Origin of the sequence: Pseudomonas sp. CFBP 8758, assembly GCF_014841725.1 — a bacterium.
GTDB classification, from domain to species: domain Bacteria; phylum Pseudomonadota; class Gammaproteobacteria; order Pseudomonadales; family Pseudomonadaceae; genus Aquipseudomonas; species Aquipseudomonas baltica.
The window spans coordinates 187,923-200,402 of sequence record NZ_JACYUK010000006.1 but is presented as its reverse complement, the minus strand read 5'-3'; the positions used below and the strand labels follow the sequence as shown (position 1 = coordinate 200,402).

At 64.3% G+C, this 12,480-nt stretch carries 11 protein-coding genes; 9 read left to right on the top strand and 2 right to left on the bottom strand.

From position 1 onward, the window contains the following. The first annotated feature begins 171 nt into the window (after positions 1-171). The 5 genes from IFT75_RS14890 to IFT75_RS14870 are packed head-to-tail and all read left to right on the top strand — an operon-like array spanning position 172 to position 6,664. Complete coding sequence (locus IFT75_RS14890; RefSeq protein ID WP_192055388.1) at positions 172-1,839, top strand: ABC transporter substrate-binding protein; 1,668 nt, start codon at positions 172-174, stop codon at positions 1,837-1,839. Further along, positions 1,836-2,828, top strand: coding sequence for an ABC transporter permease (locus IFT75_RS14885; protein WP_192055387.1), 993 nt, complete (start codon positions 1,836-1,838; stop codon positions 2,826-2,828). Before IFT75_RS14890 ends, IFT75_RS14885 begins: the two co-directional genes overlap by 4 nt. Beyond that, positions 2,825-3,688 carry an ABC transporter permease gene (locus IFT75_RS14880; RefSeq protein WP_192055385.1) on the top strand — a complete coding sequence of 288 codons (864 nt, stop codon included), beginning with the start codon at positions 2,825-2,827 and terminating at the stop codon, positions 3,686-3,688. Before IFT75_RS14885 ends, IFT75_RS14880 begins: the two co-directional genes overlap by 4 nt. After that, the gene (locus IFT75_RS14875) at positions 3,685-5,397 is read left to right on the top strand and encodes a dipeptide ABC transporter ATP-binding protein (protein ID WP_192055383.1); all 1,713 of its coding nucleotides are present in this window, start codon (positions 3,685-3,687) and stop codon (positions 5,395-5,397) included. Before IFT75_RS14880 ends, IFT75_RS14875 begins: the two co-directional genes overlap by 4 nt. A gap of 46 nt (positions 5,398-5,443) precedes the next feature. Beyond that, positions 5,444-6,664, top strand: coding sequence for an acyl-CoA dehydrogenase family protein (locus IFT75_RS14870; protein WP_192055381.1), 1,221 nt, complete (start codon positions 5,444-5,446; stop codon positions 6,662-6,664). Positions 6,665-6,821: 157 nt separating this feature from the next. Here IFT75_RS14870 and IFT75_RS14865 read toward each other — a convergent pair whose 3' ends face one another. After that, positions 6,822-7,922, bottom strand: coding sequence for a sigma-54 interaction domain-containing protein (locus IFT75_RS14865; protein ID WP_122477646.1), 1,101 nt, complete (start codon positions 7,920-7,922; stop codon positions 6,822-6,824). A 473-nt stretch (positions 7,923-8,395) separates the two neighbouring features. On the opposite strand from IFT75_RS14865, the gene IFT75_RS14860 reads away from it, so the two are divergent. The 4 genes from IFT75_RS14860 (at position 8,396) to IFT75_RS14845 (ending at position 11,245) form a co-directional block, all read left to right on the top strand. Continuing rightward, positions 8,396-9,205, top strand: coding sequence for an energy transducer TonB (locus IFT75_RS14860; RefSeq protein WP_192055380.1), 810 nt, complete (start codon positions 8,396-8,398; stop codon positions 9,203-9,205). 80 nt (positions 9,206-9,285) lie between these two features. After that, positions 9,286-10,011 carry a MotA/TolQ/ExbB proton channel family protein gene (locus IFT75_RS14855; protein WP_192055378.1) on the top strand — a complete coding sequence of 242 codons (726 nt, stop codon included), beginning with the start codon at positions 9,286-9,288 and terminating at the stop codon, positions 10,009-10,011. Position 10,012: 1 nt separating this feature from the next. Continuing rightward, complete coding sequence (locus IFT75_RS14850) at positions 10,013-10,414, top strand: ExbD/TolR family protein (protein WP_192055377.1); 402 nt, start codon at positions 10,013-10,015, stop codon at positions 10,412-10,414. Positions 10,415-10,741: 327 nt separating this feature from the next. Continuing rightward, positions 10,742-11,245 carry a YfcE family phosphodiesterase gene (locus IFT75_RS14845; RefSeq protein ID WP_192055375.1) on the top strand — a complete coding sequence of 168 codons (504 nt, stop codon included), beginning with the start codon at positions 10,742-10,744 and terminating at the stop codon, positions 11,243-11,245. Here the strand turns inward: IFT75_RS14845 and lldD are convergent. Continuing rightward, positions 11,211-12,344: an FMN-dependent L-lactate dehydrogenase LldD gene (lldD, locus tag IFT75_RS14840; protein ID WP_122477655.1), complete on the bottom strand. Its 1,134-nt coding sequence runs from the start codon at positions 12,342-12,344 to the stop codon at positions 11,211-11,213. The two genes, IFT75_RS14845 and lldD, sit on opposite strands and share 35 nt — an antisense overlap. Between the last annotated feature and the right edge of the window lie 136 nt (positions 12,345-12,480).

The following is a 12,480-nucleotide window of genomic DNA, read 5'->3' as shown; positions in this document are numbered from 1 at the left end:
AAGGCTCCGGCACAGCAACTGTCTGCCAGGCAACACCCATTCAACAAAATGCCTCGTCCCTTCATTCACACAACGCTGGAAAGCCCCGCAACAACGGGGCGGAGCAGTCGGCATGGCTTGTGCAATCACCCCTTGTGAGCTTCAGCATCGACACAAGGCGCAGCCCGACCCATGCCAGACATTCATTCGCGTTCCCCCGCAACACCCCCCGCAGGCATCGCGTGGGCCAGCCTGTTGGCCGTCAGCTTGCTGCTGGGCGGTTGCGACAACCATCTCACCAATGCCGCACGCACCGACACCCCCGTCAGCGGCGGCACGTTGATCTATGCCACCGACCGCGAGCCGACCTGCCTGGACCCACATGTAGCCGGCGACATGCCGCAAGTGTTTCTCGCCCAGCAAGTCCTCGATTCACTGGTGTCGATGGATGCCGAAGGTCATATCGGGCCATGGCTGGCGAAAAGCTGGGAGATCTCTCCCGACGGCCTGACCTACACCTTCCACCTGCGCGACGACGTGCGCTTCACCGACGGCACGCCGTTCAACGCCGCGGCGGTGAAGGCCAATCTCGACCACATGGCCAACCCCAAGACCCAGTCGAGCACCGCGGGCGGCTACATCCGTCAATACCAGCGCACCGATGTCCTCGACAGCTACACCGCCCAAGTGCACCTGGCCACACCCTACGCGGCATTCCTGGAAGTGCTGGCGCAAGGTTTTCTCGGCATCGAATCCCCCGAAGCGCTACTGCGCTCGCGTGATGTGAACTGCGAAAGCCCGGTAGGCACCGGCCCCTTCAAGGTGGTGCGCTGGGACCGTCAAAGCCAGGTCGTGCTTGAACGCAACCCGCAGTACAACTCGGCGCCGCCCACGGCCCGGCACCAGGGGCCCGCGTATCTGGAGCGCATCGTCTGGAAGTTCATCCAGGAGCCGTCCGTGCGTTTCGCGTCGCTGCAGGCCGGTGAAGTGGACGTGATCGAAGCGCTGCCACCCGAATCCCACGAAGCGGCGCGGCGCAACCCGGACCTGCAACTGATCATTGCCCAGCGCCCCGGCAACCCCACCAACGGCACCCTGAACATCCGCCGTGCGCCGTTCAACGATATCAAGGTGCGCGAGGCCTTCGTGCGCAGCGCCGACATCGAAGGTGCCTTGAAAAGCGTCTACTTCGGCGAGTTTCCCCGCGCCGGTGGTCCGCTGAGCAACGCCACGCGCTTCTACAGCCCCGACTTCGAACACGCCCAGGATTACCATCCGGCACGTGCGGCACAACTGCTCGACGAAGCCGGCTGGACCGGTCGCGACGAGGACGGCTATCGCCTCAAGGACGGCAAGCGCCTGCAGGTGAGGGTGATCCTCGGCAACCGCACGCCGCCATCGGAATTCACCTTGTGGGAGCAGGTTCAGGCCACCACGCGGCAGGCCGGCATCGAACTGATCATGGAGCAGATGAGCGATGTGCAGGCGACCAAGCGCCAGGCCGATTGGGATTACGACATCCGCGTCGGCTACTGGAATACCAACACCGCCGACGTGCTGCGGATCATCTTCAGCAGCGCGTTCATCCAACCTGCGGGTGTCGGCGGCTATCACCAGAACACCGCAGGCTTCAGCGATCCGCAGTTCGACGATCTGGTGCAACAGGCACTGGCCACTCAGGACGCCAGCCAACGCCAGGCGTTGTACCGCCAGGCGCAAGCCGTTGCCTCCAGCCACTACCTGCAACTGACCACCTACCCGCAAAGCACTCGGCTGGGCATCTACAAGACGACCCAGGGGGTTCGTCTGGAACCCTCGCTGGCCGTGACCTACCTCTATGACGCCTGGGTGAACAAATGACCACGACACGCGTAACCGTCGCGCCGCCGGACCCGCGCCGCCAGCGTTTGCTTCGCCTGGGCCGCCGCGCGGCCGTGCGCCTGGGCGGTGGACTGCTGGTGTTATGGGCGGTCGCGACGCTGACCTTCTTCGCCCTGCGGCTGATGCCGGGCGATCCAGTGCAAGCCATTCTGGGTGGACCCAGCGGCAACCCGACCCCGGAAACCATCGCCGAGGTCACCCGCGAGTACGGCCTGGACCGGCCCCTGGCGGTCCAGTACGGGCTGTATCTGCTGCGCCTGGTGCAGGGCGACCTGGGCGTTTCCTACTCCCAGCACCTGCCGGTCACGCGGGTACTGGCCGAGCAGGCCGGGGCAACCCTGGAACTGACGCTCAGCGCGCTGCTGCTGGCGTGGCTGCTGGTGCTGGCCCTGACCGTGTTCAGCGCAGGTCGCCGCAGCTGGGTCGGGCGCCTGGCGTCCCTGGCTGAAACCCTGTGCGCCGCCCTACCGCATTTCTGGCTGGGCATCGTGCTGCTGGCGGTGTTCGCCTTCGGCCTGCGCCTGTTCCCACCGGCAGGCAGCGACGGCTGGCGGACCCTGGTGCTGCCGACGATCGCACTGGCGGTACCGCTGGCCGGGTTCATCGGCCAGGTCACCCGCGAATCCCTCGAGCTGACCCTGGAGCAACCTTTCGTGCTGACCGCGCGCACCCGTGGCCTGAGCGACGCGGCAGTGCGCTTCAAGCACGCGCTGCGCCATGCCGTCTTGCCGGGGGTGTCACTGTCGGGCTGGGCGATCGGCGCGCTGATCAGCGGTGCCGTGGTGATCGAAGTGATCTTCTCGCGCAGGGGGCTGGGCCGTCAGTTGTATCAGGCGGTGCAGCTTCAAGACTTGCCGTTGACCATCGGCATCAGCCTGGTGGTAGCCGCCGGTTACGTGCTGGCCAACATTCTCGTCGACCTGGTGTACCAGTGGATCGACCCCCGGCAGAAGGAGACCCTGGCATGAGCGATCTGACCCTCGAGAGCCCGGCGCTGCCGCTGCGCAGCCAACGTCGACCTCTACGAATCCGCTGGGGCGCAAGTCTAGCCATCGCCTTCCTAGCGCTGGTGATCGTGGCCGCGCTGGTACCGCAGCTGTTCGCTCACGGCGACCCGCTGGCCATCGTCCCGCGCGACGCCTTTCATCCACCTGGGTGGGCGCATTGGTTCGGTACCGACCAATCCGGTCGCGACATCTATTCACGGGTGATCCACGGCGCGCGCCTGTCGCTGTTCGTTGGCCTGGCCGCGACGGCCCTGGCGATGAGCATCGCCATTGTCCTCGGTCTGCTGGGCGGCCTGGGCGGGCTGCGCACCGACCGCGGCGTGGGCTGGTTGCTGGAAGTACTGTTCGCCTTTCCCAGCCTGGTGCTGGCGTTGCTGTTCGTGGCCATCTTCGGCAGCGGTATCGGCCCGCTGATCATCGCCACTGGCCTGGGCGCGGCGCCCGGGTATGCGCGGATGGTCCGTGGCCAGGTGCTGGCGGTGCGCAACGCCGGCTACATCGAAGCGGCGCGCGCCCTGGGCCACCCGACTCGCCGCATCATCCGGCGACAGCTGCTGCCCAACGCCATGCGCCCACTGATCGTGACCCTGACCATGGGCGTCGGTCAGGCCATCGTCTGGGCCTCGGCGTTGAGCTTCCTCGGCCTGGGCGCGCGGCCGCCGACGCCGGAGTGGGGCACCATGCTGTCGATGGGCCGCGACTTCATTGCCAATGCCTGGTGGCTGACGTTTTTCCCCGGGCTTTTCATCGTTCTCACCACCTTGTCGACCACCGTTGCCGGTCGCTATCTGCAACAACGCCTGGAGGGTCGCCTGACATGAGCCACAAGACGCTGATCGTCGAAGGCCTGAGCGTCGAGTTCGCCGGGCAGAGTGTGGTGCGTAACCTGTCGTTCACCTTGCCGCCGGGCAAGACTCTGGCTCTGGTCGGCGAATCCGGATCGGGCAAGAGCGTCACCGCGCGCAGCCTGATCGGCCTGGCCGGGGAGGGCGCGCAGGTGCGGGCACGGCGCCTGCAATACGGCGATCTCGACCTGCTGGCCTTGAGCGACCGCCAGTGGCGTCGGGTGCGCGGCAAGGACATCGGCTTCGTGCTGCAGGATGCCTTGGTTTCGCTCGACCCGCTGCGGCCGGTCGGCAAGGAAATTCTCGAAGTATTGCAGACCCATGGTTGGGGCGACCGTGCCTCCCGTGCCGCGCGGGTACTGCAACTGCTGGAACGGGTCGGCGTACCGGAACCGGCCCTGCGTGCCCGCCAGCGCTCCGGCGAGTTGTCCGGCGGCCTGCGCCAGCGTGCGTTGATCGCCAGCGCCCTGGCCCTGGATCCCGGGCTGGTGATCGCCGACGAGCCGACCACCGCACTGGATGCTACCGTCCAGGCGCAGATTCTCGGGGTACTGCAGGAGATCAAAGCCCAAGGCAGTTCGTTGTTGATCATCAGTCACGATCTGGCGGTGGTGGCGCAATTGGCCGACGAGGTACTGGTGCTGCAGCACGGTGAAGTGGTGGAGCAGGGCAGCATGCATCAGGTGCTGACCGCGCCGCGCCATCCCTACACGCGCAGCCTGCTCGATGCGGTGCCGGCCGAGCATGCGCGTGGCACTCGGCTCAGCCCAGGTGAGCGTACCGCTGCGACCGCCCGCACGCCGTGCCTCGATCAGCCGGTGCTGTTACACGCCCGTGGCTTGGGCAAGCGCTACGCAGGGCCTGATCAACAGGTACGCCAGGTGGTCGACGGCGTCGATTTCGAACTGCGTGCCGGCCAGACCCTGGGCATTGTCGGCGAATCCGGTTCGGGCAAGACCACCGTGGCGCGCATGGCCCTGGGGCTGCTCGAGACAGACGATGGCCAGGTGCGTTTCCTCGATCAGCCGTGGAACGGCAGCGCCGACGCACGGGTCGCCGAAAGCCAGCGCCGAGCGCTGCGGCGTGACATCAGCGTGATCTATCAGGACCCGCTCAGTTCGTTCGACCCGCGCTGGAACGTCGGGCAGATTCTTGCCGATGCGCTGGACGTGGCCGGCGTCGTCACCGCCGAACAAGCGCCGCACATCCGCCGCCTGCTGCAACAGGTGCGCCTGCCCGCCGAGCTGGCCGCGCGTCGGCCCCTGCAGTTGTCCGGTGGCCAGCGCCAGCGGGTGGCGATTGCCCGCGCCATTGCCAGCAACCCCAAGGTCATCGTCTGCGACGAGCCGGTATCGGCACTGGATGTCTCGGTCCAGGCCCAGGTGCTGGATCTGCTCGCTGATCTGCAAGCCGAGCTGGGCCTGGCCTACCTGTTCATTTCCCATGATCTGGGCGTCATCCGCCATGTCAGCGACGAGGTGCTGGTGATGCGTCATGGCCAGGTGGTCGAGCACGCGCCGGTCGAGCAATTGTTCGAGTCGCCACAGCACCCGTATACGCAACGCTTGCTGGGAGCGGTGCCACGGCTGCCCAGTGCCGGCGTGCCGTTGCAGGTGCCCCCACTGGAACCGGAAAACGCCGTGCTGCTGTTCGATGAATCCCGCTTGTGGAAGATCGCCATCTGAAGGCGTCGCGCTGCTCCTTACACCCATTTCAAGACAGGAACCGTTCATGACTCAAGCTGCCAAAGTCACCCCTTCCACTGCACCCGAAGCGCCGCTGAGCGTGGCACAGTTGCTGGCACGCGCGGAGCAACTGCTGCCGGACATCGCTGCCGGCGCCGCGGCGCGCGAACGTGATCGTCAACTGCCTTACGAGGCCGTCGCGCAGATTGCCCAGGCGTTGCTCTATACCCTGCGTATTCCCGCTCGTTACGGCGGCCCTGGCGGCTCGGTCAAGGACGTCATCGGCCTGCTGGTGCGCATCGCTTCGGCAGATTCCAATGTGGCTCAAGCGCTGCGGCCAGGTTTCGCTTTCATCGAAGGGCTGCTGGTGTCCCGAGCCGAAGGCGCCGAGCAGGAACGTCAGCTCTGGTTCGCCCGTTACCTGCAAGGGGCAGTGCTGGGCAATGCCGGATGGGAGGTAGGCGGTGTCAACGGCGCGATCAGTGCGCGCATCGTGCGCGAAGGCGACCACTACCGCGCCAACGGCAGCAAGTTCTACAGCACCGGGTCGCTGTACGCCGACTGGATCAGCGCGGTGGCATTGGACGAGCACGACCAGCCCGTGTCGTTCATCCTGCCCCGTGACCGCGAAGGGTTGGTGCTGCTGGATGACTTCGATGCCATGGGCCAACGCTTGACCGCCAGTGGCACGACGCGCCTGGACAACGTGCAGGTGTATGCCCATGAAGTACGCGCACGCACGGTGGAAGAGGGCAAGCGTACGCTGGTGACGCCGTTCCTGCAGTTGTTCCTGGCCTCGGTGCAGGCCGGGATCGCCCGCAATGCGCTGAACGATGCAGTGACATTTGCGCGCAATCATGCGCGTCCGATCAAGCACAGCAGTGCCGCTCGATCGGTGGATGATCCGTATGTTGCGTTGAGTGTGGGCGAGATTTCAGCGCGCGCCTATACCGCCGAGGCGTTGGTGCTCAAGGCTGCCGAAGCGATCGATCGCGCCTGGGGGGCCGGGCTCGACCCGGCGGCGGTGGATGAGGCGGCGATCGAGGTCGCGCAGGCGCAATACATCGCCGCCGAATGTGCGCTCAAGGCGGCGGAACGGGTATTCGATGTGGGCGGTGCCTCCACCACAGGGCGTGGTCACAACCTTGACCGGCATTGGCGCAATGCCCGCACGGTGGCCAACCACAACCCTCGCGACTGGAAGGCCGCAGCGGTGGGCACCTGGCAGCTCAAGGGCACGCCACCGCCAACCTCGGGATTGTTCTGAAAGACAGTCGACCCGACATCCACCGTAGGAGCGGTCAGCGGCCGCGAAGGCTTCACCGCGCAGTGCCTGCTACACCGCAACGTCCTTTTCGCGGCCGATGACCGCTCCTACGGTTTTCTCTGTATGCAGGAACGGTCAGCGGCCGCGAGTGGCTGGTTCAGATTGACAGCCTGAACACCCGAGCATCGGGCTGATCGGAAACAGCACGCCTTTTGTTCACCGCCAGTTCGCCCATTTTGATCAGCCTGGTGCGGGTCACGTTGCGGCTCAGGCCCAGCAGGTTGGCGGTGTGCACCTGGTTGCAATGGCTGAAGCGATAGGCCGAGCGCAGCAGGGCCTCCTCGACTTTCTCGTGCAGGTCACCGACCTGCTCGTCGAACAGCCGCTGGAACAGCCGATCCAGTGAAGCCTCCACCGAATCGTCCACTGCCGGGCTGTCATCGGCGCGTTCGATGCGCATGTTCGACAGGCGCAGGTCGTCGCGCTCGATCACGCCGTTGCGGCAGATCAGCAAGGTGTGGTGAATGACGTTCTCGAGTTCGCGAATATTGCCTGGCCAGCTGTAGTGCAGCAGCTTGTGCTCAGCCTCGGGTGACAGCGTCGCCTGTTTGTAGCCCAGACGCTTGCAGTACACATCGAGGAAGTGCCGGGTCAACGCGATGATATCGCCGGGCCGTTCGCGCAGTGGCACCAGCTCCAGGCTGACCACGTCCAGCCGGTAATAAAGATCCTCGCGAAAGTTGCCGGCATTGATGGCTTTTTCCAGCAGCACATTGGTCGCCGCCAATACCCGAACATCAATGGGGATGCTCTTGCGCGAACCCAGGCGTACCACTTCGCGCTCTTGCAGTACGCGCAGCAATTTGACCTGGATGGGCATCGGCAGGTCGCCGATTTCATCGAGAAACAGCGTCCCACCGTTGGCCTCCTCGAACCATCCGGCTTTGGCTGTCAGCGCGCCGGTAAACGCGCCTTTTTCGTGACCGAACAGCTCGGCTTCCACCAGCGACTCGGAAAACGCTCCGCAGTTGACGGCCACGAACGGCTTGTTACGCCGCCCACTGAGGTTGTGGATATGGCGCGCGACCAACTCTTTGCCGGTGCCGGTTTCACCGATGATCAGCACGCTCGCCTCGCTGGGCGCGACTTGCTCCAGATGCGCCAGCAAGGCCCTGGACTTCGGGTCTTCGAACACCTGGGCAGTGGCGCGAATGGAGGTGGCGAGGGCGGGCGATGGGGGGAGTGTCAAAAGCTGCATGGCGACGCCTTCAAAGTGCAGAGTAAAAAGAATGAGTCGATCTAAAGCCACATCTGCGCTGCCTGGGCAGCCACTGCGACACTGAAGGGGATACTAAAGGATATAAAAAACGATCGTTAAATACCTTATGAGCATTAGCTTATGTCGTGACGTAAAAAACGTGACACTCCGTCGATGCACCTGCTCGGCTTGCAAGGTCGTTGTCGGTAGAGCGCAACTGGTTAATTCTGCTGGAGAAATGAATATTTCTCGAATCAACCCGTTGTTGCCTGCGCAACAGCTAAGTTGTTCAGCTGTTCTGCAGTCAACAGTGAGTTGCACGCGCTAAATCACAAACTTTCCCTTATGCCAGATAGGCAGTTTGGGATAACAAACAATTACTTTTCGAACCCGTCGAGTTTGACCATCATTCGCCCGCCGAAGAGGCCGATTGGACTTGTCTCTTCACGATCACCCGTCAACAGGAGTAACTGATGAATAACCTCAAGGCCGCCCTGGAGGTGCGGTGGCATCCGGTACCCGGCGATGTGCTCGACCTGGGCCGGGTGTTCCGCGAGCCCTTGGGCGAGCTGCGTCTGCAACGTGCGCCGAAGCGTATCCTCGGTCGTCGCGAGGGCGTGCTGCTGGGGGTGTTCGCGCTGGTGCTGCATGGGGCGGTGATCTATTGGATCAGTCAGACCCCGACACCGGCGCTGCCTACAGTGCCGCCGGAAATCCCACCCATGACGATCGAGTTTTCGCAGCCAGCGCCACCGCCGGTGGTGGAGACGCCGCCGCCGCCGCCCGAGCCGGTCGCACCGGTTGTCGAGCCGCCACCGCCTGTCGAGGATGAACTGGCGGCCAAGCCAGCACCGCCGCCGCCCAAGCCAAAGCCTCAGCCCGTGGTCAAGAAGCCGGTGCCAAAGCCTGCGCCCAAACCGGTCGTGCAACCGCCTGCGCCGCCGCAACCTGTGGCCGCACCGACGCCGCCCACGCCGCCTGCACCCCCTGCGCCGCAACCGGTGACACCGGCCTCGGCCAATGCTGGCTACCTGCACAATCCGGCGCCCGAGTATCCCGCCCTGGCCATGCGTCGCAACTGGGAAGGGACCGTGCTGTTGCGCGTTCACGTGCTGGCCAGCGGCAAGCCCAGCGAGGTTCAGGTACAGACCAGCAGTGGTCGCACCCAGTTGGACGACGCTGCGCTGGCAGCGGTGAAACGCTGGAGCTTCGTCCCGGCCAAACGGGGCTCCGACCCAGTCGACGGCTGGGTCAGTGTGCCAATCGATTTCAAACTGCGCTGAACAACTTTTCTTGCACCAAGCGGGCTACCTGACCAAAGGCGCGTCGCATTACCTATTGCCTTGCCACAGAGAGCCTCACCATGAATCTTCTGACAGAATCGCCTTTCACTTCCGTCGAGCACTCGGTCATCTGGCTGCTCATCCTGTTCTCCGTTGCCACCTGGGGCCTGGCCTTGCTCAAAGGGCTGCAGTTCGCCCGGCTCAAGGGCCAGGATCGCAAGTTTCACAAGCAGTTCTGGGCCGCTTCCAGCCTCGATTCGGCCGCCCACCTAGCGCAGGAACAACCCGGTGCAGCGGCCCGTGTCGCACAGTCGGGCTATGCCGCCATTCAGGTCAACGAGCAGGCGCACACCGATCTGAGCCAGGCCATCAATCATCAGGATCGGCTGGAGCGTGCCCTGCGTCAGCAAATCGTGCGTGAGCGGCGCTCGCTGGAGACTGGCCTTGCGGTACTGGCCAGCATCGGCAGTACCTCGCCTTTCATCGGCTTGTTCGGCACGGTGTGGGGGATCATGTCGGCGCTCAAGGGCATCAGCGCAGCCGGTTCGGCCAGTCTGGAAACCGTGGCAGGTCCCATCGGCGCAGCCTTGGTGGCGACCGGCGTGGGGATTGCCGTCGCGGTGCCGGCGGTGCTGGTCTACAACTATTTCCTGCGGCGCCTGAAGCTGACCGCGGCAGACCTCGATGACTTCGCCCATGACTTCTACAGCCTGGCGCAGAAGCATTCCTTCCGCGTACTGCAACATCCGGCGTTGGCTCGCAGTGGTACTGCGGCTTCCGGCCACAAAGTGAAGGAGGCATCCTGACATGGCCTTTTCGACTCAGGACACGGACGAAGTGCTCAGCGAGATCAACGTGACCCCGCTGGTGGATGTCATGCTGGTGTTGTTGGTGGTGTTCATCGTCACTGCGCCGTTGCTGACCAATTCGATCCCGATCAACCTGCCCAAGACCGAATCGGTGGCGCCTGCCGAGCAGAAGGACCCGCTGGTGGTCAGCATCGACGGGCAGGGGAAACTGTTCATCAACAAGGATGAAATCCAGCCGGACCTGCTTCAGGTCAACCTGCAGAACGCCCGGCAGAAGGATCCTGATGTGCGGGTACAGCTGCAGGCCGATGACGGCGTCAACTACGGCGAAGTGGCCCGGGCCATGGCCTCCATCGAAAAGGCGGGCATCACTAAATTGGCGGTGATCACAGCCAAGTAGCGTTATCGCCCTGTACCTGACCCACCGCAGCGTCTGTTCGCGGTCACTGACCGCTCCTACGGAGGTGTAGGATTTTCCCGTAGGAGCGGTCAGCGGCCGCGAAGGGCTGAATGCAGGATACCTGACACACCGCAGCGTCTGTTCGCGGCCACTGACCGCTCCTACAGAGGTATTGGGTCCCCCGTAGGAGCGGTCACCGGCCGCGAAGGGTTCACCGCTCAGTAGTGGCAGGATTGCGGTAGGTTTTGCGGTCGATGGATGATCTTGGGGGAACCTGCCCAGGTAGATCACAGTCCAGATCCGCACAGCTCACCCAGGATATCGACAGTGAAAGTAGGCATCATTTCCGACACGCACGGCCTGTTGCGGCCCGAAGCGGTGGCGGCACTGCAGGGCTGCGAGCGCATCGTTCATGCCGGCGACATCGGCAAGGGCGACATCGTCCAGCAACTCTCCGCGATTGCCCCGGTGCAAGTGGTGTCGGGCAACAACGACGTCGGCATGGCCTGGGCCGACTCGCTCGCCGAGGTACTGCATTTCGAGCTAGAAGGCTGGCCCACCTTGTTGGTACACGACATCGCCGATGTACCCGCGGCGCTGCGCGAAGATACACGCCTGGTCATCACCGGTCATTCGCACAAACCGCTGATCCAGTGGCGCGGCGAGTGCCTGTACATCAACCCCGGCAGTGCCGGCCGTCGCCGCTTCAAGCTGCCCGTCACGCTGGTGGTGCTCGACATACAGCCCGACGCGGTGCACCCGCAACTGGTCCACTTGCTGCCGCGATGCCTACCGCTCAACGCACCAGCGAATCCGAACCGATCTCGCTGATCGACTTGGCCCCGGTCAGCACCATGGCCACCCGCATCTCCTTCTCGATCAACCCCAGCAGATTGCTCACACCCGCGCCTCCGGCCACCGCCAGGGCGTAGATGAATGCCCGACCCAGCAGCACCGTGTCGGCCCCCAGCGCGATCATCCGTACCACGTCCAGCCCGCTGCGAATCCCCGAATCGGCCAGGATTGCCAGATCGCCCTTCACCGCATCGGCAATCGCCGGCAAGGCCCGTGCGCTGGACAGCACGCCGTCGAGCTGACGCCCGCCATGGTTGGACACCACGATACCGTCGGCACCGAAGCTCACGGCGTCGCGGGCGTCCTCGGGATCCAGAATGCCCTTGATGATCATCGGCCCGTCCCAGAACTCACGAATCCACTCCAGATCCTTCCAGGAAATCGACGGATCGAAGTTGCTCCCCAGCCAACCGATGTAGTCGGCAAGCCCGGTGGGATTGCCGCGGTAGGTGGAAATATTGCCCAGATCGTGCGGACGACCGTGCAGGCCAACGTCCCAGGCCCACGCCGGGTGCGTGACGGCCTGCCACATGCGCCGCATCGGCCCGTTGGCGCCGCTCATGCCCGAATGCGCATCGCGGTAGCGAGCGCCGGGCACCGGCATGTCCACGGTGAAGATCAGCGTCTTCACCCCGGCGGCGCGGGCGCGCTCCAGGGCGTTCTTCATGAAGCCGCGGTCCTTGAGCACATACAGCTGAAACCACATCGGCCGGGTAATGGCCGGTGCGACCTCTTCGATCGGGCAGACCGATACCGTCGACAGGGTGAACGGAATACCCTTGGCATCCGCCGCCTTGGCTGCCTGCACCTCGCCACGACGGGCAAACATACCGCACAGGCCGATTGGAGCGAGCGCCACCGGCATGGCCAGCGTCTCGCCGAACAGCTGGGTTTCCAGGCTCAGCTCGGACATGTTGCGCAGCACCCGCTGACGCAGGGCGATGTCCGCCAAGTCACTGACATTGCGTCGCAAGGTGTGCTCGGCGTAGGCGCCACCGTCGATGTAGTGGAACAGAAACGGCGGCAGGCGGCGCTGCGCCGCGGCGCGATAATCGGTAGAGGCAGAAATGATCATGGGCGCGCCATCTCCCGGACGTGAAGAACGGCGCAGGCAGGACTGTTCGTTGGCATGGGTCGGATTCCCTGATTGTTGTTGGAGATCTGCCGGGAGCAAGCTGAATTGGTAATACCAATTTACAATGTATTGGCTA

Coding starts and splice junctions, on each gene's coding strand:
- IFT75_RS14885 (WP_192055387.1), top strand. CDS start 1,836: ATGACCACGACACGCGTAACCGTCGCGCCGCCGGACCCGCGCCGCCAG.
- IFT75_RS14870 (WP_192055381.1), top strand. CDS start 5,444: ATGACTCAAGCTGCCAAAGTCACCCCTTCCACTGCACCCGAAGCGCCG.
- IFT75_RS14890 (WP_192055388.1), top strand. CDS start 172: ATGCCAGACATTCATTCGCGTTCCCCCGCAACACCCCCCGCAGGCATC.
- IFT75_RS14880 (WP_192055385.1), top strand. CDS start 2,825: ATGAGCGATCTGACCCTCGAGAGCCCGGCGCTGCCGCTGCGCAGCCAA.
- IFT75_RS14875 (WP_192055383.1), top strand. CDS start 3,685: ATGAGCCACAAGACGCTGATCGTCGAAGGCCTGAGCGTCGAGTTCGCC.
- IFT75_RS14860 (WP_192055380.1), top strand. CDS start 8,396: ATGAATAACCTCAAGGCCGCCCTGGAGGTGCGGTGGCATCCGGTACCC.
- IFT75_RS14855 (WP_192055378.1), top strand. CDS start 9,286: ATGAATCTTCTGACAGAATCGCCTTTCACTTCCGTCGAGCACTCGGTC.
- IFT75_RS14865 (WP_122477646.1), bottom strand. CDS start 7,922: ATGCAGCTTTTGACACTCCCCCCATCGCCCGCCCTCGCCACCTCCATT.
- IFT75_RS14850 (WP_192055377.1), top strand. CDS start 10,013: ATGGCCTTTTCGACTCAGGACACGGACGAAGTGCTCAGCGAGATCAAC.
- lldD (WP_122477655.1), bottom strand. CDS start 12,344: ATGATCATTTCTGCCTCTACCGATTATCGCGCCGCGGCGCAGCGCCGC.